Annotated in this window: 21 protein-coding genes; 9 read left to right on the plus strand and 12 right to left on the minus strand. The window is 75.7% G+C overall.

What is annotated here, in order from left to right:
- Positions 1 to 102 precede the first annotated feature (102 nt).
- The gene (locus CS2_RS12690) at positions 103 to 633 is read left to right on the plus strand and encodes a DsbA family protein (protein WP_070320271.1); all 531 of its coding nucleotides are present in this window, start codon (positions 103 to 105) and stop codon (positions 631 to 633) included.
- A gap of 58 nt (positions 634 to 691) precedes the next feature.
- The gene (locus CS2_RS12695; protein ID WP_082740204.1) at positions 692 to 1579 is read left to right on the plus strand and encodes an SDR family NAD(P)-dependent oxidoreductase; all 888 of its coding nucleotides are present in this window, start codon (positions 692 to 694) and stop codon (positions 1577 to 1579) included.
- A 21-nt stretch (positions 1580 to 1600) separates the two neighbouring features.
- On the opposite strand, the gene nhaA is transcribed toward CS2_RS12695, so the two are convergent.
- Positions 1601 to 2983, minus strand: a complete 1383-nt coding sequence (gene nhaA / locus CS2_RS12700) for a Na+/H+ antiporter NhaA (RefSeq protein ID WP_233421179.1) — start codon at positions 2981 to 2983, stop codon at positions 1601 to 1603.
- Between the two features lie 76 nt (positions 2984 to 3059).
- Entirely contained in the window at positions 3060 to 3506 is a 447-nt protein-coding gene (locus CS2_RS12705; RefSeq protein WP_070320272.1) for an HIT family protein, read from the minus strand.
- Between the two features lie 148 nt (positions 3507 to 3654).
- Here CS2_RS12705 and CS2_RS12710 point away from each other — a divergent pair, with 148 nt between their 5' ends.
- Complete coding sequence (locus CS2_RS12710; protein WP_070320273.1) at positions 3655 to 4464, plus strand: alpha/beta fold hydrolase; 810 nt, start codon at positions 3655 to 3657, stop codon at positions 4462 to 4464.
- A gap of 43 nt (positions 4465 to 4507) precedes the next feature.
- On the opposite strand, the gene CS2_RS12715 is transcribed toward CS2_RS12710, so the two are convergent.
- A complete protein-coding gene (locus CS2_RS12715) occupies positions 4508 to 5071 on the minus strand; it encodes an NYN domain-containing protein (protein ID WP_046528804.1) in 564 nt (187 codons plus the stop codon).
- Positions 5072 to 5208: 137 nt separating this feature from the next.
- Between CS2_RS12715 and CS2_RS12720 the strand changes: the two genes are divergently transcribed.
- Together CS2_RS12720 and CS2_RS12725 are read left to right on the plus strand one after the other, a co-directional pair.
- Positions 5209 to 5742, plus strand: a complete 534-nt coding sequence (locus tag CS2_RS12720) for a MarR family winged helix-turn-helix transcriptional regulator (RefSeq protein WP_082131397.1) — start codon at positions 5209 to 5211, stop codon at positions 5740 to 5742.
- Between the two features lie 119 nt (positions 5743 to 5861).
- Positions 5862 to 6389, plus strand: a complete 528-nt coding sequence (locus CS2_RS12725) for a flavodoxin domain-containing protein (RefSeq protein WP_070320274.1) — start codon at positions 5862 to 5864, stop codon at positions 6387 to 6389.
- Positions 6390 to 6461: 72 nt separating this feature from the next.
- On the opposite strand, the gene CS2_RS12730 is transcribed toward CS2_RS12725, so the two are convergent.
- Entirely contained in the window at positions 6462 to 7343 is an 882-nt protein-coding gene (locus CS2_RS12730) for a serine/threonine-protein kinase (protein ID WP_070320275.1), read from the minus strand.
- A gap of 333 nt (positions 7344 to 7676) precedes the next feature.
- Between CS2_RS12730 and CS2_RS12735 the strand changes: the two genes are divergently transcribed.
- Complete coding sequence (locus CS2_RS12735; RefSeq protein ID WP_233421180.1) at positions 7677 to 8846, plus strand: ferrochelatase; 1170 nt, start codon at positions 7677 to 7679, stop codon at positions 8844 to 8846.
- Positions 8847 to 8895: 49 nt separating this feature from the next.
- Positions 8896 to 9609 (plus strand): hydrogen peroxide-dependent heme synthase, encoded by a 714-nt coding sequence (gene hemQ / locus CS2_RS12740; protein ID WP_070320276.1) that lies wholly within the window; start codon positions 8896 to 8898, stop codon positions 9607 to 9609.
- Between the two features lie 99 nt (positions 9610 to 9708).
- On the opposite strand, the gene CS2_RS12745 is transcribed toward hemQ, so the two are convergent.
- The 6 genes from CS2_RS12745 to CS2_RS12770 all read right to left on the minus strand — a co-directional run bounded on the left by CS2_RS12745 (position 9709) and on the right by CS2_RS12770 (position 16530).
- Positions 9709 to 10995, minus strand: a complete 1287-nt coding sequence (locus CS2_RS12745; RefSeq protein ID WP_070320277.1) for a Glu/Leu/Phe/Val family dehydrogenase — start codon at positions 10993 to 10995, stop codon at positions 9709 to 9711.
- A gap of 93 nt (positions 10996 to 11088) precedes the next feature.
- Positions 11089 to 12129: a LacI family DNA-binding transcriptional regulator gene (locus CS2_RS12750; protein WP_046528798.1), complete on the minus strand. Its 1041-nt coding sequence runs from the start codon at positions 12127 to 12129 to the stop codon at positions 11089 to 11091.
- Between the two features lie 130 nt (positions 12130 to 12259).
- On the minus strand, positions 12260 to 13177 hold the full coding sequence (locus CS2_RS12755) for a carbohydrate ABC transporter permease (RefSeq protein ID WP_046528797.1): 918 nt from the start codon (positions 13175 to 13177) through the stop codon (positions 12260 to 12262).
- Positions 13174 to 14214, minus strand: coding sequence for a carbohydrate ABC transporter permease (locus CS2_RS12760; RefSeq protein ID WP_046528796.1), 1041 nt, complete (start codon positions 14212 to 14214; stop codon positions 13174 to 13176). The genes CS2_RS12755 and CS2_RS12760 overlap by 4 nt, the downstream gene beginning before the upstream one ends.
- 148 nt (positions 14215 to 14362) lie before the next feature.
- A complete protein-coding gene (locus tag CS2_RS12765) occupies positions 14363 to 15673 on the minus strand; it encodes an ABC transporter substrate-binding protein (protein WP_070320278.1) in 1311 nt (436 codons plus the stop codon).
- Between the two features lie 335 nt (positions 15674 to 16008).
- Positions 16009 to 16530 carry a DUF2505 domain-containing protein gene (locus CS2_RS12770; protein WP_070320279.1) on the minus strand — a complete coding sequence of 174 codons (522 nt, stop codon included), beginning with the start codon at positions 16528 to 16530 and terminating at the stop codon, positions 16009 to 16011.
- Between the two features lie 144 nt (positions 16531 to 16674).
- Here CS2_RS12770 and CS2_RS12775 point away from each other — a divergent pair, with 144 nt between their 5' ends.
- On the plus strand, positions 16675 to 18156 hold the full coding sequence (locus tag CS2_RS12775; RefSeq protein ID WP_070320285.1) for a sensor histidine kinase: 1482 nt from the start codon (positions 16675 to 16677) through the stop codon (positions 18154 to 18156).
- A gap of 275 nt (positions 18157 to 18431) precedes the next feature.
- Here the strand turns inward: CS2_RS12775 and CS2_RS12780 are convergent, their stop codons facing one another.
- Positions 18432 to 18680 (minus strand): WhiB family transcriptional regulator, encoded by a 249-nt coding sequence (locus CS2_RS12780; protein ID WP_013117620.1) that lies wholly within the window; start codon positions 18678 to 18680, stop codon positions 18432 to 18434.
- Positions 18681 to 19286: 606 nt separating this feature from the next.
- On the opposite strand from CS2_RS12780, the gene CS2_RS12785 reads away from it, so the two are divergent.
- On the plus strand, positions 19287 to 19685 hold the full coding sequence (locus CS2_RS12785; RefSeq protein WP_070320280.1) for a hypothetical protein: 399 nt from the start codon (positions 19287 to 19289) through the stop codon (positions 19683 to 19685).
- A 47-nt stretch (positions 19686 to 19732) separates the two neighbouring features.
- Here the strand turns inward: CS2_RS12785 and CS2_RS12790 are convergent.
- Positions 19733 to 23113, minus strand: a 3381-nt coding sequence (locus tag CS2_RS12790; RefSeq protein WP_070320281.1) for an FtsK/SpoIIIE domain-containing protein, incomplete at its 5' end; no start/stop codon positions are given.

The following is a 23113-nucleotide window of genomic DNA, read 5'->3' on the forward strand; positions in this document are numbered from 1 at the left end:
CCCGCCGCTGCGCGGGCGCCGCGTCTGACGGCCCTGCGCGCGCCCCGGGGCCGGCGCGTCGGTCGGCGTGCGTCGCGGCGGCGCGCGCGGCACGCTGGGCGCATGACGTCGTCAGCGGCCCCGTCGCCCGAGGTGAGCACCGACCCCGACCGGCACGTGCTCGGCAACCCCGACGCACCCGTGACGATCGTCGAGTACGGGGACCTGGAGTGCCCGTACTGCCGGGACGCCGAGCCCGTGCTGCGCCGGCTGGTCGAGGAGTCCGACGGGCGGGTCCGGCTCGTGTGGCGGCACTTCCCGCTGTTCCAGGTGCACCCGCACGCGCTCGCGGCGGCGCTCGCGGCCGAGGCCGCCGGGGGGCACGGCCGGTTCTGGGAGATGCAGCGCCTGCTGTTCGCGCACCAGGACGCGCTGGGCGACGAGGACCTCGTGCGGTGGGCGGGCGAGCTGGGCCTGGACCCCGAGGAGGTCGTGGGGGAGGCCGCCGACCGGTACGCGCGGCCCGTGCAGGCCGACTACGAGAGCGGCATCGAGTTCGACGTGCCGGGCACGCCCACGATCCTCGTGGACGGTGTGCGGTACCGGGGGCGCGTCGAGCTCGAGAAGCTGCGAGCGGTCGTCTCCGCGGTGTGAGCCGGGTCCGGCGGGTCGTGGAACCGCGCCGGGGCGGGTCGTGGGCGACGATGGTCGCGTGACCGACGCGCAGCCCGCCCCCACGTCCGCCGCCACGTCCGACGCCGAGCCGTCCACCCCCGCGGGTGCCCGGCCCGTCCCTCGCAGCGCGCTCGTCACGGGCGCCGGCCGCGGCATCGGCCGTGCGCTCGCCCTCGCGCTCGCGCGCGACGGCTGGGCGCTCGGCCTCGTCGGGCGCACGCGGACGCGGCTCGACGAGGTGGCCGACGAGGCGCGCGCCCTGGGTGCGGACGTGACCGTCGCGGTCGCGGACCTCGTCGACGCCGGTGCGGTCGCCGACGCGGTCGGGCGCGTCGAGGACGCGCTCACCGCGCACGGCGGGCTCGGTCTGCTCGTCAACAACGCCGGCGTCATCGAGCGCGCCGAGCTGCCGTTCGCGGCCGACGACGTCGAGGACGTGTGGCGCGTCGTCGAGACCAACGTGCGCGGCCCGCTGCTGGTCACGCACGCGGTGCTGCCGGGCATGCTCGCGCGCGGCGGGGGGCGCGTGCTCAACGTGAACTCGGGCTCGGGCCACCGCGCGCTGCCGACGTACACGGGCTACGCGATCAGCAAGGGCGCGCTCGCGCGGTTCACGACCCAGCTGCACCACCAGTACGCCGCCGCGGGGCTGCGCGTGCTCGACCTCGCGCCCGGCGTCGTGGCGACCGACATGACCGCGGCGATGCCGGTGCACGACGGCCGGAGCGAGTGGACCGACCCGGCGGACGTCGCGGCGCTCGTCCTCGCGTTCGCGCGCGGCGAGCTCGACGACCTGTCGGGCCGGTTCGTGCGCGCGGGGGTCGACACGGTCGCGTCGCTGCGCGCCGCGACGCCCGCGATCCTCGACGCCGACGCGCGCACGCTGCGGCTCGCGACGTGGGGGCCGGACGACCCGGTCGCCTGAGGCGTCCCGGCGTCGGGCGGGTCAGGCCGCGGGCGACCGCCACGGCAGCGGCGGCAGCGTCGGGGGCAGGCGCGGCGGCGAGCACAGCGGCAGCCGCTCCCCGAGCCAGCGCAGCAGCAGCGACCCGGCGACGGCCGCGACGAGCGAGCCCGTGAGCACGCCGATCTTGGCGCGCTCGAGCTGCACGGGGTCGTCGAACGCGAGCTGCGCGATGAACAGCGAGATGGTGAAGCCGATGCCCGCGAGCACGGCGCCGCCCAGCACGTGGCCCCAGCGCACGAGGCCGGGCAGGTCGCCGAGGCGGAGCCGCAGCGCGAGGGTCGCGGCGCCCGTGATCCCGACCGCGTTGCCGACCACCAGGGCGACCGCGACGCCGACGGTCAGGCGCGAGCCGAACGCGTCGGCGAGCGTCGCCGGGTCCAGCCGGACCCCCGCGTTCGCGAGGCCGAACAGCGGCACCACGACGTACGCGCTCCAGGGGTGCAGCACGCGCTGCAGCCGGTCGCCGGTGGGCACGGCCGCGCGGCCCGCGACCTCGGCCGCGTGCTCGCGGTCCGCGCCGCCCGCGGTGAGGAAGCGCCGCGCGTGCACCGCGACGGCGCGGCGGCGCTTCTCGTGCGGCACCGCGGTCGGCACGAGGAGGCCGACGAGCACGCCCGCGATCGTCGCGTGCACGCCCGACGCGAGCACCGCGACCCACAGCGCGAGCCCGACGGCGACGTACGGCGCGAGGCGCCAGACGCCGCGCACGCGCAGCACCACGAGCGCGGCCGTGAGCGCGCCCGCGACGAGCAGCGCCACGACGTCGACGTCGTCGGTGTAGAACACCGCCATCGCGAGGATCGCGCCGATGTCGTCGACGATCGCGAGCGTCAGCAGGAACAGCCGGAGCCGGTCGGGGCAGCGCGGCCCGAACAGCGCGAGGACGCCGACGAGGAACGCGGTGTCGGTCGACATCACGACGCCCCAGCCGTGCGCCGCGTCGGTGCCGCCGTTGAACGCGAGGTACACGAGCACGGGCACGACGAGCCCGCCGAGCGCGCCGAGCGCGGGGACGGCGACCGCGCGGGGGTCGCGCAGGTCGCCGCGCGTGGCCTCGCGGTTGATCTCGAGCCCGACGACGGCGAAGAACACGGCCATCGCGAAGTCGTTGACCCAGTGCTGGAGGTCCATCACGAGGCCGCCGTCGCCGACCACGACGCCCGCGGAGGTGTGCCACAGGGCGGTGTAGGCGTCGCGCCACGGCGAGTTCGCCCAGACGAGCGCCGCGACGGTGGCGGCGAGCAGCACGACCGCGCTGCCGGCCTCCGTCGCGAGGAACGTCCGCATCGCCGGGGCGAGCGTCGAGACCTTCTCGCGCAGGGGCGGGTGTGCCTGGCGGGTGCCGTCGGGGCGACGCAGCACGCGCTCGCGGAGCGTCGGCCGCGGCGTGGGCGTGCTCAGCGTCGCCGCCGCGGGCCGGGAGCGGGGCGGGCGCCGGTCACGGGGCCGGGACCTCGGGGTCGGCCGGGACGTGCGCACCGTGCCCGGCCGCGCGCAGCGCGTCCCGCAGGCGCTGCGCGGCCGCGTCGAGCTCGGCGCCGGGGACGCCCTGGCGGGCGTTCGCGAAGGTGAGGCTCGACTCGTCCCACGCGGGCAGCACGTGGAGGTGCAGGTGGGGGATCTCGAAGCCCGCGACCAGCAGCGCCGCGCGCGGCGCGCCCCACGCGGCCTGCTGCGCGCGTCCCACGGCCTTGGCCACCGTCGTGAGGTGCGCCAGCAGGTCGTCGGGGGCGTCGGTGAGCTGCTCGACCTCCTCGCGGGGGACGACGAGCGCGTGGCCGTCGGTGATGGGGGCGATGGTGAGCAGGACGACCGCGCGGTCGTCCTCCCAGACGAGGCGTCCGGGCAGCTCGCCGTCGATGATGCGCGTGAACAGCGTCGGCATGCGCTCACGCTAGCGCGTGCCACTGGCGTGCGCCGGTGCGGTGCGGACGCGTCGGGCCGGGCCTCCGGGGCCCGCGACACGCCGTGCGAAACGCTTCAGTAGTGGGCGGTCCCTTGTGGTGCGCGCGACCGGCCCCTAGGAATCCCGTGTGCGCCTCCACCCCACACCCCGGTCCACCCGCCCCTCGGCCGCACGCGGCGCCCGCGCGCTCGTCGGCGCCGTCGCGCTCGCGCTCGGTCTGCTGACCGCCTGCGCGGCGGGCACCGAGCCCGCGCCGGGCGACGTGACGACGCCGACCGTGCTGGCGAGCCCGCCGGTCGAGATGACGGCGGCCGAGCCGCCGGACTGCCTGCCGGACGGCGTCGCGTACGCCGAGGTCGGCACGGGCATGGCCGCGAGCCGCGTCGCCTGGGCGGGCTCGGGCCCGCGCGGCGTGCTGCTCGCGCCGCAGGTGCGCGGCGACGTGTGCCAGTGGGCCGCCGAGCTCGTGCGGCTCGCGGGGGAGGGCTACCTCGTCGCGACCTTCGACTGGGGCAAGGCGGGCGAGATCGGGTTCCGTGCGGCGCTCGACGTCCTGCGCACCACCGGCGCCCCGGACGTGGCCTTCGTGGGTGCCTCGGCCGGCGGCACGCTCGCGGCCGGCCTGGCCGACGACCTCGACGCGGTCGCCGTCGTCGCGCTCAGCCCGCCGTCGGAGAACGGCGGCGTCGACGCGCGGGCGGCCTCGAACGACTTCACCGGTCCGCTGCAGGTGTTCTCGTCGACCGACGACCCGCAGGTGGCCGCCGCCGACAGCGCGCTGGTCGCCCGGCAGGACGCGTCGTCCGTCGTCACCGAGGTGCCCGGCACCGCGCACGGCATCGAGCTCCTCGCGCCCGACGCCCCGCACGCGGACCACGTCCGCGCGACGATCGACGCCGCCCTCGAGCAGGGCTTCGCCACGGGCGCGACGGGCTGACCCCCGCGCGGGGCCCGGCGTCGCGGCCGGGCCCGGTCGTGCGTCACAGATAGCGCAGCGGGTCGAACTCGTCGAGGGGGATGATCCGCAGACGCGGCAGCTGCACGTTGAAGGCCTGCACGTCGGTCTCGAGGTCGAACGTCTGCAGGCCGCGTGCCGTCAGCCCCGCGAGGGCCTGGCTCGTGAACTCGCGGAACGCGAGCAGGCCGACCTGCCGCCCCGCGTCGACCAGGTGCGTCACCTCGGGCGCGAAGTCGCCGTCGTGGCTCGCGAGCAGCACGTCGCCCTCGCGCAGCGCGATCGCCTCGAGCGTGCGCTTGATGCCGATGTCGACGACCTTCTCGTACGACTCGCCCGACAGCGGGATCGGCACGAACCCGATCGCCGTGAGCGCCTGCACGAACGACATCGGCAACGAGCCGTTCGACGCGTTGAGGAAGAACAGCGCCTTGACCGGCTGGTCCCACGCCTGCTGCGCGAACGTCAGCACGCGCTCCCAGCGCGGACGCTGCTCGGGCGTCGGGCGACCGCCGAGGATCGACGACCCCAGGGTCGCGTCGATGTTCTCGCCGTCCACCAGCAGGTAGGTGGTCCCCGTCGCGCTCATCGTCCCAGCGTAGACGTGCCGCCCCGCCCGGCACGCGCGCCGCGCACGCGGCCGGGGTGACATGATTCCTCGCGCGGCGAGGAGCGCCCCCGTGCCGCGGGCGCCGACGCCGCGCGGTCGGTGCGAGGGGGTGGACGGTGCACGACGAGCGTCGCGACGGTGCGCCCGCCCCCGGTGCGGACGCCGGGCCCGACGTCCGCGCGTCCGCCGAGGCGTGGGAGGCGCTGTTCCGCGCGCAGGTGACGCTCGTGCGGCGGTTCGCGCGCGACGACGTCTGGGGCGACCTGTCCATGCGCGAGTACGACGTGCTGTTCACGCTGTCGCGTGCGCCGGGCCGGGCCCTGCGTCTGCGCGAGCTCGCGGCGTCCAGCCTGCTGACCCAGCCGAGCCTGTCGCGGCTCGTCGACCGGCTCGAGGCCGACGGCCTCGTGCGGCGCGGCCCCGTCGAGGGCGACCGCCGCGGGACCGCCGTGCACCTCACCGAGACCGGCGCGCGCCGTCAGCGCGAGGTCGGGCGCCGGCACGTGCGCTCGATCGCCGCGCTCGTCGGCGGCGCTCTCGAGCCGGACGAGCTCGCGACGCTCGAGCGCCTGTGCACCAAGCTCCGCGTCGCCCAGCAGGACCTGCCCGACCCCGGCGCGACGACGCCGGACGCGCCGTCCGACCTCTGACCTGCGCGGGCGTGTGGGGACCTCCGGCCCACGCCGCGGCCGCTCTCGCCAGGAAGCATGGTGGACGGACCGGTCGCAAGGGGACCCCGGTCCGCAACCGAGCGGCGAAGGAGGGGACGATGCGCATCCTGCTGGCAGTGGCGTCACGTCACCACGGCACGTGGGAGATCGGCGAGGTGATCGCCGACCGGCTGCGTGCCCGGGGGCACGCGGTGGACCAGCGCGCACCCGAGGACGTCGACACGGTGACGGGCTACGACGCCGTCGTGCTCGGGTCGGCCGTCTACACGGCGCACTGGCTCCCCGTGGCGCGGGACCTGGCCGCGCGGTGCGCGGACGGCCTGCGCGAGCGGCCGGTGTGGCTGTTCTCGTCGGGTCTGGCGACCCAGCCCGCGAACTCGGCGAACTCGCCGCTCGAGGTGGCCGCGCTGCGCGACCGCGTCGGCGCCCGCGGGCACCGGCACTTCCGTGGCCGCCTGGACCGCTCGGTGCTCTCGTTCACCGAGCGCGCGATCATCGCCGGCGGGCGTGCCCGCGAGGGCGACCACCGCGACATGACGGCCGTGGCCGCGTGGGCCGACGAGGTCGCCGACCAGCTCGCGACCCTCGCCGTCGACCTCCCCGAGGCGATCAGCCACCCGGTCTGAGGGCCGGCACCCGGCGGGCGCGCTCGGCGTCCGTGCTCGGCCGTCGTGCTCGGGGTCCGAGCCCGGCGTCCGTCAGGACGCGCGGACCGCGTGCTCCCGCTGACGGCGCACGCCGCGCAGCTCCGCCGCGACCGCGGCCGTCGACGGCCGCTGCGCGGGGTCGGTGCGCGTCATCGCGCGCAGCAGCGCGGCCATGTCGCGGTCCAGGTCGTCCGTGATCCGTGGCCCGTGCAGCAGCCGTGCGAGCGAGGCCGTGAGCGGGTCGCCCGGGTAGGCGCGCCGTGCCGTGAGGCACTCGAGCAGCACGAGGCCGAGGGAGTACACGTCGCTCGCGGGCCCCACGGGCTCGCCGAGCGCCTGCTCGGGGCTCTGGTAGCTCGCGGTCGCGCGGTCGTCCGTCGCGTCCGGCGAGCCGCCCGCGTCCGACGCGGCGATCCCGAAGTCGGCGAGCACGACGGGCACCGCGGGCGCGTCACGCCGGCCCGACGTCGGCGCCGTGTGCGCGACCAGCACGTTCGACGGCTTCACGTCGCGGTGCACGACGCCCGCGCGGTGCGCGTGCGCGAGGCCCTGCGCGAGCTGGTGCCCGACGTCCGCGGTCGTCGCGACGTCCAGCGGGCCGTCGGTCACCAGCTCGCGCAGCGTCCGCCCCTCGACGAGCTCCATCACGAGGAACGCGACGGGTCCCGTGCCGGGCAGGACGTCCGCGCCCACGTCGAGCAGCGCGACGAGCGCGGGGTGCGCGAGGTCGGCGAGCACGCGTGCCTCCTGCGCGTAGCGCCGCACCTGGTCGGGGTCCGCGTCGGCGAGCCGGAACAGCTTGACCGCGACCGGTCTGTCGAGCCGCACGTCCAGCGCACGGAACACCTGCGCGGAGCCCCCCTGGCCCAGCGGGGTGCCGAGCACGTAGCGCCGCGCCAGGCGCGGTGCCGCGTGGCGTCCGGTGCGCGTCACGGCGTGGTCATCGCTCTCGGGGTCTGCCTCTCGGTGTCCGGCCGGTCGGTCGTCCGGGTGCGGTCGCGCCCGGCGGCGTCGTGCCGGGGCGAGGTCGTGCGCGGTGCGCGGGGCACCACGAACGACGGTAGGACCCGCCGGGCGGCCCTGCACCCGGAGGTGCCCGCGCGGCGGTGGCGAGGGGCGGGTGAGACGCGGCGCGTCCGAGGGGCGTCGGGCCGCCGACGGCCGGGCCGACGAGGTGACACGGCGTCGCGACAACGTCACGTGGTGAGCGGGCCCGGTCGACCTGACCGGCCCGCGGCGCGGTGCGATGATCGGACCGTGCCCCCCGTGACGCCCCCCGCCACCGCCCTGACCACGACGGCCGGCCTCGCGCCCTACGACGCCGTCCTGCTGTTCTCGTTCGGAGGCCCCAACGGTCCCGACGACGTGCTGCCCTTCCTGCGCAACGTGACCGCGGGCAAGGGCATCCCCGACGAGCGGCTCGCCGAGGTCGCCGAGCACTACCACCACTTCGGCGGGCGCAGCCCGATCAACGAGCAGAACCTCGCGCTGCAGGCCGCGCTGCGCTCCGAGCTCGACCGTCGTGGCCTCGACGTGCCGGTCGTGTGGGGCAACCGCAACTGGGAGCCGTACACGCGCGACGCGCTCGCGGAGCTGCACGCCGCGGGCGCGCAGCGCGCCGTCGCGCTCGTCACGTCCGCCTACTCGTCGTACTCCGGGTGCCGCCAGTACCGCGAGAACCTGTGGTCGTCCCTGGACGCGCTGAGCGTGCAGGTCGGCGCACCCGAGGGCACGCACCTGGTCGACGTCGACAAGTGCCGCTCGTACTTCAACCACCCCGGGTTCGTGCAGGCGAACACCGACGCCGTGGTCGAGGCCTACGCGGGGTTCGACGCCGACGCGGCGTGGCCCCGTCTCGTGTTCGTCACGCACTCGATCCCCGACACGATGGAGGAGGCGTCGGTCGTCGCCGGCGCGTCGTACCGCGAGCAGCACCTCGACGTCGCGCGCAGCGTCGCCGCCGCGGCGTCCGAGCGGCTCGGGCGCGAGGTCGAGTGGGACCTCGCCTACTGCTCGCGCTCGGGCCCGCCGAGCCAGCCGTGGCTCGAGCCCGACGTCAACGACCACCTGGAGGCGCTGTCCGCGGCCGGCACCACGTCGGTCGTGCTCGCACCCATCGGCTTCGTGTCCGACCACATGGAGGTCGCGTTCGACCTCGACACCGAGGCCCTCGAGACGGCCGCCGGGCTCGGCATGACGGCCGTGCGTGCCGACTCGGTCGGCGTGCGCGAGCCGTTCGTGCGCGGCCTGGTCGACCTGCTCCTCGAGCGCGCGGCGATCGCACGCGCCGACGACGCCGGCGAGCCCCGCCCCGCGCAGGAGACGGTCGGCGCGCTGCCGCCGTTCCGCTCGATCTGCGCGCCGGGCTGCTGCCGGCAGCGCGCGGGCGTCGACTCCGGACTGCCCGCGGCGTGCTCCGAGGACCCCTGGTCCTGACGGCGCCGAGCCCACCACCCGACCGCCCGCACGACCCGACGGAGACCCCGTGACCAGCACGCCCACGCCCACGCCCGACGCCGAGACGCTCAACGCGACCATCCGTTACACGATGTGGTCGGTGTTCGCGGTGGACGCCCCCCTGCCGGCCGACGCGGCCGTCCGCGCCGCGGTCGTCGCGGACGCCGAGCGCGCGGTCGGCGCGGACGCCGAGCTGGTCGTCCGCGGCTGGTACGACGTCGCGGGGCTGCGCGCCGACGCGGACCTCATGGTCTGGTGGCACGCCGAGACCGTCGAGCAGGTCCAGGCGGCGTACCACCGGCTGCGTGCGAGCGCGCTCGGCGCGCACCTCACGCCCGTCTGGTCGGTCGTCGGGCTGCACCGCCCCGCCGAGTTCAACCGCGCGCACGTGCCCGCGTTCCTCGCGGGCGAGCCCGCGGGGGACTACATGTGCATCTACCCGTTCGTGCGCTCCTACGAGTGGTACGTCCTCCCGGACGACGAGCGTCGCGCGATGCTGCACGAGCACGGCGCCGCGGCACGCGACTACGCCGACGTGCGTGCCAACACGGTGTCGTCGTTCGCGCTGGGCGACTACGAGTGGCTGCTGGCGTTCGAGGCGTCCGAGCTGCACCGCATCGTCGACCTCATGCGTGAGCTGCGGGCGACGCAGGCGCGTCTGCACGTGCGCGAGGAGGTCCCGTTCTACACGGGTCCGCGCGTCGCGCTGGGGGAGTGGGTCGAGCGCCTGCCGCGCGTCTGACCCCGGACCGGCCGTCGCCGGGAGGTCCCGGGCGCCGCGGTGCAGGACGGGACGGTGCCACCCGCACGCGTGCGGCGACGGCACCGTCCCGTCCCCGTCTCACGGGTAGAGCCCGCGGATCTGGTGCGCCTCGGCGACCCGGCGCACGCCGATCGTGAGCGCCGCCTCGCGCAGCGTCACGGACTCCGCGCGGGCGAGCGCGGACACGGACGCGTGGCTCGCGAGCATCCGCTGCTCGAGGCGCTCGGCGATCTCCTGCTCGGTCCACCAGTACGCCTGGTTGGCCTGCACCCACTCGAAGTAGCTCACGACCACGCCGCCGGCGTTCGCGAGGATGTCGGGGACGACCACGACGCCGCGCTCGGCGAGCACGCGGTCGCCCTCGCTCGTGGTCGGCCCGTTGGCGCCCTCGACGACCCACCGCGCCTTGACGCGCCCGGCCGTGTCGCCGTCGATCACGCCCTCGACCGCCGCCGGCACGAGGACGTCGACGTCCAGCGCGAGGAGGTCGGTGTTGCTCACGGCGTCGGCGTCGCCGAACCCCGTCACGGTGCCGGTGCCAGCGACGTGCTCGAGCAGCGCCGGGACGTCGAGCCCGTCGGCACGCTGCACGCCGCCGTACTGGTCGCTCACCGCGACGACGCGAGTGCCTGCCTCGTGCAGCAGCCGCGCGGCGTGCGAGCCGACCTTGCCGAACCCCTGCACGGCGGCACTGACCTCGGCCAGCTCCACGCCGTCCGCGCGCAGCGCCGCGCGCGCGGTGTGGACGACGCCCTGCGACGTCGCGGTCGGGCGCCCCAGCGACCCGCCGACGGCGAGCGGCTTGCCGGTCGTGACCGCGGGGATCGTGAAGCCGCGGTTCACCGAGTAGGTGTCCATGACCCAGGCCATGGTGCGCTCGTCGGTGCCGATGTCGGGCGCCATGATGTCCCGCTCGGGTCCGATCATGGGCATGATCTCGCTCGTGTAGCGCCGCGTGACGCGTTCGAGCTCGGCCGCCGAGTGCGCGTGCGGGTCGATCGTGACGCCGCCCTTGGCGCCCCCGTACGGCACGTCGACGACCGCGCACTTCCAGGTCATCCACATCGCGAGCGCCCGGACCTCGTCGATGTCGACGCCGGGCGCGTAGCGCAGCCCGCCCTTGCCGGGCCCGCGCGAGATGTTGTGCTGCACGCGGTAGCCGGTGAAGACCTGCACGCGGCCGTCGTCGCGGCGCAGCGGCACCGCGACGCGCATCTCGCGGCGCGGCGTCGCGAGGACCTCGTGGAGGCCCTCGTCGTACGAGAGGATCTCGACCGCGCGCGCCAGCTGGTGCTGCGCGGTCGCGAGCGGGGCGGACGAGGCGGGAGGGTCGTCGGGCTCGGGGGAGCGGTAGTCGTGAGGCATGGGCCCACCCTGGCACGGGCGCGCCGCACGGTCGCGTCGTCGTGGCCGGTGGCGACGGCCCGTCGCCACCGGCGTCGTCCCAGGTGCCGTCTCTCAGGCGGAGGCGCGCACCACGAGCTCGGGCGCGAAGATCAGCGGGTCGCCCGCGGGTGCGCCGTTGAGCTGGTCCAGCAGCCGCGCGCCGGCGGCGCGGGCCATGGCGATGACCGGCTGGATGACGCTCGTGAGGGGCGGGCTCGTGGACGCCGCGACCCCCAGGTTGTCGTAGCCGACGACCTTGACGTCCCCGGGCACGTCGCGGCCGAGCTCGGTGATGACGCCGAGCGCGCCGGCCGCCATGAGGTCCGAGGCGATGAAGATGCCGTCGACGTCCGGGTGGGCCGCCAGCAGCTCGCGTGCCGCGGTGGCGCCGGAGGCGATCGTGAAGTCGCCGTGCACCACGGCGGACTGGTCGAGCCCGGCCGCGGACATCGCCTGCCGCCAGCCCGCGAGGCGGTCGATGCCGGCGGACATGTCCTGCGGACCGGCGATCGTGCCGATGCGACGGCAGCCGCGGTCGACGAGGTGCTGCGTCGCGAGGCGTCCGCCCTCGGTGTTGTCGGTGTCGACGTACTGCACGTGCTCGTCCGGCGCCGACAGCGGGCGCCCGACGAACACGTTCGGCACGGCGGACGCGAGCAGCGCGCGGTCGAGCTCGTCGTCGCGGTGGTGCGACACCACGATCGCGCCGTCGACGTGGCCGTTGCGCAGGTAGCGGATGGTGCGCTCGCTCTCGCCCGGGCGGGCGATGACGAGGACGACCTGGATGTCGGAGTCCGCGAGCGAGGTGCTCAGCCCGTTGAGGGTGCCCGCGAAGAACGGGTCGGAGAGCACGCGCTCGTCGGGCTCGGGGACCACGAGCGCGATCGAGTCCGTGCGTCGCGTGACGAGGGAGCGTGCGGCGCGGTTGGGGGTGTAGCCGAGGTCGGCGACGGCGGCCTCGACGGCCGAGAGCGCCTCGGGGGAGACCCGCAGGCCACCGTTGATGGCGCGGGACGCGGTGGAGCGCGAGACGCCTGCGCGTTCCGCGACCTGCTCCAGCGTGGGAGCGGCGGGACGGTGCGACTCGCCCCGCGTGCCGAGGTTGTTGACCACCGAGGTCTTCCTCCTGTTGCTGCCAGGCGACGGTGCCTGTGCACTGTCACGCTTCGCGCGCGGTGACGCACGCGTGAGATTACCTCCCGGCCCGGGGCGAGCGTGGGAAGCGCCCCGGGCCGGGTCGGGCTCAGCCCTTGACGGCGCCCGCCATGATGCCTGCCACGAGCTGGCGGCCGGCGAAGACGAACAGGATGATCAGCGGCAGCGTGATGAGGAAGACGCCCGCCATGACCAGCGAGTAGTCCACGAAGTAGTTCGCCTGCAGCAGGCGGACCGCGACGGGCAACGTCGGGTTGCTCTGGTTGAGCACGATCGACGGCCAGAAGAAGTTGGTCCACTGCGTGACGAACGTGAACAGCGCGAGCATCGCGGCGGCCGGGCGGGCCGCCGGCATGGCGATCGACCAGAACGTCCGGAACATCGACGCTCCGTCGACGCGCGCGGCCTCGATGAGCTCGTAGGGCAGCGCCTCCTCGAGGTACTGCGTCATCCAGAACACGCCGAACGCGGTGACCAGCGCCGGCACGATGACCGCCTGCAGGGTCCCGATCCAGCCGATCTTCGCCATGATGATGTACAGCGGGATGACGCCGAGCTGGGTCGGCACGGCCATCGTCGCGATGACGAAGACGAGCAGCGGTCGGCGGCCCTTGAACGTCAGCTTCGCGAACGAGAAGCCCGCGAGCGTCGAGAACAGCACCGTCGTCGCGGACGTGAAGAGCGCGATGATCAGCGAGTTGCCGAACGCCTTCCAGAAGTCGAACGCGTCGGAGTTGATGACCTTCGAGAAGTTCTCGAACAGGCTCGCGTCCGGCAGCAGCTGCGGCAGCGAGCTCTGCGCGATCGCGACCGGGTCCGACGAGCCGAGCAGCAGCGTGTAGTACAGCGGCCCGAGGCCGATGAGCACGGCCACCCCGAGCAGGACGTACGTGACGACGCCGGGACGGCGGTCGTACCCGCCGACCTTGCTGCGGCCGGCCCGACGGGCGGCTGCACGCGCGGCGCCGGCGCCCGCCGTCTGGCGGGTCGTGGGGACGGAGCTCATGCGGACCTCCTCGAGGAACGGGCGGCAGCGCGTCGCTGGCGACGGGTGCGCGTGGTGGTGCGGTCGGCACCCGACGTCGAGATCCGGTTGGTGATCGCGAAGTTGATGAAGCCGATCACGACGACGATGAGGAACAGGAGCCAGGCGACCGCCGCGGCGCGTCCCAGGTTCCGCTGCGTGCCCCAGCCGACGTCGTACAGGTAGAGCGTGGTGGTCATCCACTGCTGGGAGGACCCGCCGCGGCCCGCCTCGTCGAAGACGCGGGGCTCGTCGAAGATCTGCAGGCCGCCGATGGTCGACGTCAGGACGACGAAGATGATCGTGGCGCGGATCTGCGGGATCGTGATCGAGAAGAACTGGCGCACGCGGCCGGCGCCGTCGATGATCGCCGCCTCGTAGAGCTCGCGCGGCACGGCCTGCATCGCGGCGAGGAAGATCAGTGCGTTGTAGCCGGTCCACCGGAAGTTGACCATCGAGGCGATCGCGACGTGGCTCGCGAGCGCGTCGACGTGCCAGCGGATGGGTTCGATGCCGAAGAACCCCAGGGCGCCGTTGATGAGACCCGACTGGTCGGCGAACATGCGGCCGAAGATGAGGCCGACCGCGACCGGCGCGACCACGTAGGGCAGCAGCACGCCCATGCGCCAGAACGTCTTGGCGCGCAGGTTCTGGTCCAGCAGGGCGGCGATGACGATCGCGACGAGCACCTGCGGCACCGAGGACAGCAGGAAGATCGAGAACGTGTTCCGCAGCGACCGCCAGAAGGCCGGCTGCGCGAAGATGTCGGTGAAGTTCTGGAACCCGATGTAGTCGCCCTGCCCGCCCAGCAGCGACCACTGGTGGAGCGAGACGTACGCCGTGTAGACCAGCGGGAACAGGCCCGTGATGGCGAACAGGATGAAGAACGGCGAGATGTAGAGGTACGGGGACAGCTTGACGTCCCAGCGGGACAGCCGCTGGGAGAAGCCGACCCGGCGCGGCGCGCGGGGCGTGCCCGCGGGCGCGATGCGCTCGGGCGCCGGTGACTTGACGGACATGACGGACCTCGTGGGGGTGGTGACCCGCGTGCGGGGGCTCAGGGTCGCGTCGTGCCCGCAGACCCTCGGACGTCAGATGGCGGACCGTGCGGTCACACCGGAGGGCCGGCCGGGGACCGTGTCTCAGGTCCCCGGCCGGCCCGGTGGGTCACAGACCCAGGTTGTCGTACGCCTGGACCGCGCTCGTCCAGCCCTGCTCGATCGACTCCGACTTGTCGATGTCGACCCGGTTCAGCGCGTCGCCGACCGTCTGGTGGATCTGGAAGTAGTTCGGGCCCTTGAACGGCGTGACGTCGATCGCCGCCGCACGGTTGGCGAAGATCTCACCGACGGGCGCGTTGTTGAAGAAGTCGTTCGTCGCGGCCTTGAGGTCCGCCGAGTCCCAGGCCTCGACCTGGCTCGGGAACGTGCCCGCGTTGAGGAACGCCTTGATCTGCGTGTCGGGCGAGGTCAGCCACTCGGCGACCTTCTTGGCCTCGTCGACGTTCTTGCCCGTCGACGGGACCGTCAGGTACGAACCGCCCCAGTTACCGCCGCCGCCGGGGAAGACGTCAGCGACGTCCCAGCCGGTGACGCCGCCGGCGCGCTCCTCGATGGGACCGGTCATCCAGGCGGGGCACAGCATGGTCGCGAAGCCGTTCTTCTGGAACGCGGCGTCCCAGTCGCCCGACCACTGGCCGAGGTGCGCCGAGAGGTCGGCCGAGGCGTTGAGCGTGGCCTCGTAGAGCTTCTTGACGTCCGCGTTGTCCGCGAGGGGCTTCGGCGTGCCGTCGCTCTCCTCGTACGCGTTGGTCAGCTGGTTGACCATGCCCTGGTAGATGGACGACGCGGAGTCGAACCAGGCGACGTCGGGCGAGGCGGCCTTGAACGTGCGGCCGGCCTCGAAGTAGCTGTCCCAGGTGGCGTTGTCGCCGCCGAGGAGCTCCTTGACCGACTCGCGGTCCGAGGGCAGGCCCGCGGCCTCGAACAGGTCGGCGCGGTAGCAGATGCCCTCCGGGCCGATGTCCGTGCCGTAGCCGATGAGCTTGCCGTCGGGCGTCGTGGCGGCCTGGACCTTCCAGTCCTCCCAGCGGCCCTCGACGGACGAGTCCGCGAGGTCGGCGAAGGCGTCGGAGCTCTGGACGAGCTCGGGCAGCCAGTCGACCTCGATGGCCTCGATGTCGGCGAGGCCCGAGCCGCCGGCGGCGAGCTTCGTCGTGAGGTTGGTGCGGGCGTCCTCGGACTTCGCGGCCCGCGTCTGCTTGACGACGACGTTCGGGTTCGCCTCGGTGTACTCGGCGAGCAGCTCGTCGGTGTAGCCGAAGTCGTTGAACGTCGCGACGGTGATGGTGACCTTGCCGTCGGCGTCGGTCGAGCCGCCGTCGGTGGAACCGCCGTCGTTGGAGCAGGCGGTCGCGAGCAGCGAGACGCTCATGACACCCGCTGCGAGCGCCCACGTCCTGCGTGTGGTCTTGCGCACTGTGACTCCCTTGTCAGTCGGACGGCGACACCGCCGTACGTCGATCCGCCCGGTGCCGCGCGTCGTCGACGTCGGGCATCGTGCGTGGGGTGGTCGGCCCCGTCGTGGGTGCGCTCTCGCCGTGATTGCGGGAGCGTTCCCACGCACTGCGGGACACCTTGCTGCGCCAGATGGTCAGGTGTCAAGGAGCGGGGATCGCGTCACCGTCGTGGTAGCGGTTCCACCTGAGCGTCGTTGCTGGTCACAGCGATTTCCCACGACTCCCACGTTACCCAATCGTTACGGCGTTCAGCCGTTCGTGACCTTCGCCCGCGGGGCGCTCGGGGGTCGTCCGCTCAGGTGGTCTGCGCGTGGCCGTCGGCACCGCTCAGCCACCGCGCCGCGACGGCCTGCTCGGTCGCCAGCGCGGCGCGCACGGCGCCCCCCGCGGCCTCCTCGACGGCCGCCGCGAACAACGGCACCGCGGCGCGCACCTCGCCGTCGTAGACGACCCGGCTCGTCCCCGGTGCCACGGGCTCGAGCGTCGTGCGGCCGGTGACGCGCACCGGTGCGCCCGCGATCTCGACGACCACCGTGCCCGCCCGCGCGCCGTCCTCGCGGGCCGCCTCCCAGGCCTCGACCTGGCGCACGTCGATCCGGTCGCCCACGAACGCCCGCAGGTGCGCGGGGATCTGACCCGTGGGCAGCTGGCGGCGGGTCGTGACGGTGAACGCGCCGTCGACCGTGCCGGTCACGTCCACGTGCTGGTCGACCGCGCCCGCCTCGCGGACCTTGGCGGCGACGTAGGCCGGGTCGGCGAGCAGGCGCGCGGCGCCGTGCGCGTCGGTGGGCAGGTCGATGGTCACGTGCAGGTGCACCGCGGGCTCCCCGGGCCGATGGTGACGGTGCCGCGCGACGGCGCGGACCCCTCGACGGGTCGAGCCGTGGCCGTCCCCCCGGTGCGTCGCCGCGGTGTGGACCCGTCGCGTCGAGCCTAGCCGTCGCTGCGTACCCTGGTGCGCGTGTCCACGCTGAGCGACCTGGTCGCGCGCCACGGTGCGCTCGAGCCCGCCGACCTCGAGTGGCTGCACCTCCTGGTCGGCGACTGGCAGGTCGTGTCCGACCTGGCCTTCGCCGACCTGGTGCTGTGGCTGCCCACGACCGACGACGACTTCGTGGCGATCGCCCAGTGCCGCCCGTCGACGGGTGCCACCGTGCACTACGACGACGTGGTCGGCTCGCACCCGCCCGAGGGGCAGCGTGCGCAGCTGCGGCGCGCCCTGGACGAGCGGGCCCCGCAGCGCTCGCGCGAGCCGCGCTGGTTCGGCTCCTACGCGGTGCGCGAGGAGGCCGTGCCGGTCGTGCGCGGCGGCCGGGCGATCGCGGTGCTCGCGCGGCAGACGAACCTCGGCGGCGCCCGCACGCCCTCGCGCCTCGAGCTCAACTACGTCGAGGCCGCCGACGACCTCGTGGGCATGATCGCGCGGGGCGAGTTCCCGTCGCCCGACGCGCCGACCGGTCCGCGCCGCGGCGCGCCGCGCGTCGGCGACGGGCTCGTGCGCCTCAACGCCGAGGGTGAGGTGCTGTACGCGAGCCCCAACGCGCTGTCGTGCTTCCACCGGCTGGGGGCGCTCGGCGACCTCGTCGGGCGGTCGCTCGTCGAGGTGACGTCGGACCTGATCGAGCAGGACGCGACGGTCGACGAGTCGATGCCGCTCGTCCTCATGGGGCGGGCGCCGTGGCGCGTCGACGTCGAGGCGCGCGGCGTCGCGCTGTCCCTGCGTGCCGTGCCGCTCACCGAGGGCGCCCAGCGCACCGGCGCGGTCCTGCTGTGCCGCGACGTCTCGGAGCTGCGGCGGCGCGAGCGCGAGCTCATCACCAAGGACGCGACGATCCGTGAGATCCACCACCGCGTGAAGAACAACCTCCAGACGGTGGCGGCTCTCCTGCGGCTGCAGTCGCGCCGCATGAGCTCGCCCGAGGCGCGCGACGCGCTCGCCGAGGCCATGCGACGCGTCGCGACCATCGCGCTGGTGCACGAGACCCTGTCGCAGACGCTCGACGAGAGCGTGCCGTTCGACGACCTCGTCGGGCGGAGCCTGCGGCTCGCGGCGGACGTCGCGACCGCGGGGGCGCACGTCCGCACCACGGTGCGCGGCTCGTTCGGCGCGGTGCCGGCCGAGGACGCCACCGCGCTCGCGCTCGTGCTCACCGAGCTCGTGACGAACGCGGTCGAGCACGGCCTGGCCGGGCGCGAGCAGGGCACGGTCGAGATCGTCGTCGAACGCGAGGGCAACCGCCTGCGGGTCGAGGTGGTCGACGACGGCGCGGGCCTGCCCGAGGGCAAGGGCGCCGGCACCGGGCTGGGCACGCAGATCGTGTCGACCCTGGTCCGCAACGAGCTGGGCGGCTCGATCGTGTGGCGGTCGGGTGACAGCGGCGGCACGTCGGTCGTCATCGAGGCCGTGCTGCGGCAGGGGCGGGACGCGGCGACGGTCGCGTGAGCCGCGGGAGGTCGTGGTCGACCGTGACCCGCGGAGGGTTCGGAGCGGCCGGGTGGTCCCGCTCGTTCGGGTCCCCTGACGCCCGAGCGTGGTGCGATCGGTCGTAGCCGGTCGTAGCCGGTCGTAGCCGGTCGTAGCCGGTCGTAGCCGGTCGTAGCCGGTCGTCCGGGCCCGGCGCGTGGCCGTGCGCCGGAACGACGACAGGGCCGCCGCGAACGGTCGGCCCTGTCGGGTGGTGCAGGAGGCGTCGCGGGGGCGCGACGCCGGTGCGACGGTCAGCCGGCGCGGCGCTGGCGCGCGGTGCGGCGCTTGAGCGCGCGGCGCTCGTCCTCGGACAGGCCGCCCCAGACGCCGGCGTCCTGACCGGTCTCGATCGCCCACTTCAGGCACGTGTCGACGACGTCGCACCGGCGGCACACGGCCTTGGCCTCCTCGATCTGCTGGAGGGCCGGACCGGTGTTGCCGATCGGGAAGAAGAGCTCGGGGTCCTCGTCGAGGCAGGCTGCGCGGTGGCGCCAGTCCATGGGATCTCCTTGGGCGCACGCCTGCCCGGCGCGCCCCGAGGGAGCGCGCGGCCGCAGGCATGGAGTCAGTGGTGGGGGGAACGTGCTTGCTCAAGCGTCACACCGGGTGCCGTCGACGCACAAGGGTTACGGCAACGTTTCATCATCGTGACCTCTGAGGCGTTGGTCACATTCTCGCGTCGTCGGGCTGTGACCCGTCGCGGGGGCGCGCCGTGACGGCGCGCCGAACTCGGCCGAACGTCCAGGTCAGAGCCACTCGTCCCGGTCCAGGCCCGTGACCTGGGAGATCGCTGTGTCGTTCACCCCGCCGTCACCTCGGCGCCGCCGTCCCGCGTCGCCCGCGGGTGGTCGGCCGCAGGCGTGCCCGAGTGATCGTGACGTGGTTCACGCGAGACCCGGGACGTCTTTCCCGGTCGCGTCGTCGAGACGTGTGGTCGGGCGGGCGCGCCGGATCTGGTATGGCCCCGCCGTGTCGTGGCGTGCGCGCTCCCGGAGGCCTGCCGCGGGCCCGCGCGAGCGGGTCGTGGGGCCGCGCAGGTGCGAGCCGGACCGCCGCACCCGGGTCCGACGACCGACGTCCGAGGTGCGACGTCCTAGGGTCGTCGCATGCCCACGCCCCCGTCGTCGCATCCCCCGTTGCTCGTCGTCGCGTGCGGCCTCGTGCTCCTCGAGGCGCTCGCGCTCGGGGCGGCGGCCGTCGTCGGCGTCGTGTCGCTGGGTGGCGGGGGCGACGTCGGCCCCGTCCTGTTCCTCGTCCTCCTCGCGCTGGGGGCGGCTGCGCTGCTCGTCGGTGCTGTCCGCGGGCTCTGGGGCGGGCGTCGCTGGCCCCGCGGACCGGTGCTCACGGTCCAGCTGTTCGTCGTGGTGGCCGCGACCACCTGGTGGCGTGCCGGCGGGGGAGCGCTCGCGCTCGTGCCCGTCGTCGTCGCCGTCGTCGTCGGTGCTGCGCTGCTCGTCCCCTCCGTCGTCGCCGCGACGTCGTCCACGGGGCGGCGCACGGACTGAGGCGCACGGACCGAGACGTCTCGGCCGGCGGCCCGTGATGCGTCCGCTCAGGACGTGCGCGGGTGGTCGTCGACCTGGACGCGGACGAGCCTGCGGTCGTGTCGCAGCACGCCTCGGCCCGGGACCCGCACGCCCGGGTCCGTGTGCAGCGCGGACCCCGCGCCGAGCAGGTCGGCCGCGGCCGGGCCGTGCGGGTCGAGGACGAGCACCTGACCGTGCCGCAGCACCGCGGGCACGACCCCGCGGAACGCGGTCGCGGCGTGCTCGGTGGTGGTCGCGACCGCGGCGACGCGGGGCCGCCCCGAGCGCAGCGCGCGCTCGACGCCCGCGGCGGCCTCGGGTGCGAGGCGCTCCAGCTCGTCGAGGTCGTCGACGACGAGCAGCGGCCCGCCCGTCGTGCTGTCCCCGGGGTCGTCGAGCAGGTCCGCGAGGGCGTCGGGCCCGACCCTACGGACGGGCGACGCGTCCGCCGGCACGCACCGCGGCGCCTCCACCGGGCCCGGGTGGTCGGGCGGTGCTGCCGGGTCGGGCTCGCGCGTCGTCACCAGGACGACCCGTTCGCCGCCCCGGGCGGCGGCGAGCGCCCGGGTGTGCAGCGTGGTGGTGCGGCCGCTGCCGTGCGGTCCCGCCACGAGCAGCGGCCGCGTGCCGTCGACGAGGACCGGTGCGCCGCCGTCCCCACCGGTGCCCAGCCGGCGGTCGCACGCCCCGGCCGGTGCGAGCGACCGTTCGGGAAGGAGAGCGATCCGCAAGGGTGCCGCGCGCGCGTGGTCGTGCGGCACCGGCGTCCGCGACGGCGTCACCACGTGGGCGACGGCCGTCCCGGTCGGCGTGGACGCGACCGCGCGGCCCGCGCACGTGCGCGGCCCCGTCAGGTCAGGGGGCACGCCCGCCTGCGGGTCGAGGGCCGGGTCGGCGACGGGCAGGACGAGCCGGGTCGGGAACGTGCCCAGCAGGCGGGTGAGCGCCGCGACGACCGGCCCCGCCGCGGCGACGTGCACGCCCGCGGGCGGGCGCCGCAGGAGGGCGGCGAGCAGGTCGGCGCCGAGCCCGCGGGCGTGCCTGGCGAGGTCCTCGAGGAGGACGTCGAGGCCGTCGAGCAGGAGCACCTGCGGCGCTCCCGCCGGCTCGTGCGGGTGCACGAGCCGGTCGAGCAGCAGCAGGCAGCGGTGCAGGTCGTCCAGGGGCACGACGGTGCCGACGGCTCCGGCCGCGGCCGCGTGCAGGCCGGCGACGGCGCGGTCGGGGAGCCCGACGGCGTGCACGTGGGCGCCGGCGTGCAGCGCGTGCGTGCCGGCCGTGAGCAGCGTGGTGGACCGGCCCGACCGGGGCCCGCCCAGCACGAGCAGCGGCCCGCCGTCGAGCCGCCAGCGGACCTCGGCACGGCGCTGCTCGTCGGGCAGGTCGGCGACCGCGACGAGCAGCCCGTCTTCGCGCGCGGGCGCACCCACGGCGTCGGCCGGCAGGTGCCGGGGCAGCGCCGGGGTCCACGGCACGCCGGGCCCGCGCTCCCCGGCCGCCGCGCGGCACGCGGCGACCCAGGCCGCGACGTCGTCGACGGCGCCCGGGGCGGTGTCGGGTCGCCACGTGCCGCCCGGGCGACCGGCCAGCCGGACCGGTGCCGGCGCGCGACCGTGCCGTGCACGCGCGACCTGGACCGCGACGGCGGGACGCCGGCCGACGCGCAGCAGCGCCCGGCCGGGCGCCGCCGGGTCCAGGGCGGCGGCGTCGGGGACGCCGAGCGCGTCGCGCGAGTCGGCCTCGTCCGCGACGCGCAGCGCGATCCGCAGGTTGACGTTGGCCCGCAGGTCGGCAGGGACCGCACCGGCGGGACGCTGCGTCGCGAGCACGAGGTGCACGCCGAGCGCGCGGCCCTGCGCGGCGAGGCGGGCGAGCGCGGCTCCCGCCTCGGGCAGGTCGTCGACGAGCGCGCGGAGCTCGTCGACGACGACGACGAGGCGGCCGGGCGTCGCCGGGTCGGCCGGGTCGAGGTCGGCGACGTCGGTGCGCCCGGACGCCGCGAGGAGCTGCTCGCGGCGACGCACCTCGGCGCGCAGGCCCGCGAGGGTGCGGCGTGCCGACGCGACGTCGAGGTCGTGGACGTGGTCGACGACGTGCGGCAGGCCCGCGAGCGGGCCCAGCCCGGTGCCGCCCTTGAAGTCCACCAGGAGGAGGGCGAGGCGCTCCGGCGGGTGCGTCAGCGCGAGCGCGAGCGTGAGCGTCGTGAGCAGCTCGGACTTGCCGGACCCCGTGGTGCCCGCGACCAGCACGTGCGGCCCGTCGCGCACCAGGTCGAGCCGGACCGGTCCCGCGGCGGGCGCCGCCGGGTCGACGCCGACGCTCGCGACCGGGCGGTGCCGGCGGGCGCCGCGGAGCCAGGCGCTCGACACGGCGTCGGCGGTCGCGGCGGGCAGGCCCGGCAGCGCGCCGAGCACGGGGGCCGCCCCGTCGTCGTGCGGTGCCACCGGGGGCCCGGCCGTCAGGGACCCGTCGTCGGGCCCGACGGTCCGCCCGGCCGCCGCGCTCCGCCACGCCAGCGCAGCGGCCGCACGCGCCTGCGCGTCGGCCACCGCGCGCGAGACACCCTCCACGACCGGCTCGACGCGCGCCGCCGGTCGGGGCGCTCGCCGCCGTCGCGCGTCGTCGCGCGCGTCCGGCGCGTGCGGGCGCGACGGCAGGGCGACGACCGTCGGCACCCAGGCGGGGACCCGCTCGCCCGGAGGCACGACCAGGAGCAGCAGGGTGCGCGGTCCGGTCGACGCCCACCACCCCGCGAGGTCGCGGCCCGCGCCGTCGACGACGACGAGGGCGTCCGCGTCGGGGCGGGGGAGGTCGTGCGACGGGTACCACCAGCGGGCCCAGGCCCAGTCGTCACCCGGGGCCGACCCGGCGGGACCGCGCAGGACGAGCGAGGTGCTCGTCGCGGCGCCCAGGCTGCGCAGCACCAGCGCGCGGGCGACCGCCAGTGCCGCCGTGCGTGGCCCGACCAGGGCGATCGCGCGGTCGGTCGGCCACGAGCGGCGGTCGCCGGGCACGGGGGCGGGGCGACCGCGCACCGCGGCCGCCGTCGCGACGCGCAGCGCGGCCACGTCCCGTGCGGGGCGGCTCTCGTCGGCAGCGTGCGCCGGGGGCGCGCCATCCTCCGTGTCGTCGTCCGTGCCGCCGCGGTCACCGCGCGGCGCGTCCGGCGTCCGCAGGGCCGCGACCAGCGCGAGCAGCCCGACGCCCGCCGTGAGGAGCAGCAGCGGCTGACGCATCGCCACCGCGAGGCCGACCGCACCGGCGGTCGAGGCGACGGTGGTCCAGGCCCACGGGGGGAGCCGCCGGCGGCGGCCCGGCGGCGGTGCCACGCCCGGCCCGCGGACCTCGAGGACCGACGCCCCCACGCGGAGCGGGCGGTCGGCGCGCCACGCCGCGCCGCCCGGCGG

The sequence above is a fragment of the Cellulomonas iranensis NBRC 101100 = JCM 18110 genome (genome assembly GCF_001552375.1).
Taxonomy (GTDB): domain Bacteria; phylum Actinomycetota; class Actinomycetes; order Actinomycetales; family Cellulomonadaceae; genus Cellulomonas; species Cellulomonas iranensis.

Excerpts from the sequence above, each read along its gene's own strand:
- CS2_RS12715 (WP_046528804.1), bottom strand. The coding sequence starts at position 5,071 with ATGAGCGCGACGGGGACCACCTACCTGCTGGTGGACGGCGAGAACATC.
- CS2_RS12760 (WP_046528796.1), bottom strand. The coding sequence starts at position 14,214 with ATGTCCGTCAAGTCACCGGCGCCCGAGCGCATCGCGCCCGCGGGCACG.
- CS2_RS12745 (WP_070320277.1), bottom strand. The coding sequence starts at position 10,995 with ATGCCTCACGACTACCGCTCCCCCGAGCCCGACGACCCTCCCGCCTCG.
- CS2_RS12780 (WP_013117620.1), bottom strand. The coding sequence starts at position 18,680 with ATGGACTGGCGCCACCGCGCAGCCTGCCTCGACGAGGACCCCGAGCTC.
- CS2_RS12725 (WP_070320274.1), top strand. The coding sequence starts at position 5,862 with ATGCGCATCCTGCTGGCAGTGGCGTCACGTCACCACGGCACGTGGGAG.
- CS2_RS12785 (WP_070320280.1), top strand. The coding sequence starts at position 19,287 with ATGCCCACGCCCCCGTCGTCGCATCCCCCGTTGCTCGTCGTCGCGTGC.
- CS2_RS12705 (WP_070320272.1), bottom strand. The coding sequence starts at position 3,506 with ATGCCGACGCTGTTCACGCGCATCATCGACGGCGAGCTGCCCGGACGC.
- CS2_RS12755 (WP_046528797.1), bottom strand. The coding sequence starts at position 13,177 with ATGAGCTCCGTCCCCACGACCCGCCAGACGGCGGGCGCCGGCGCCGCG.
- CS2_RS12690 (WP_070320271.1), top strand. The coding sequence starts at position 103 with ATGACGTCGTCAGCGGCCCCGTCGCCCGAGGTGAGCACCGACCCCGAC.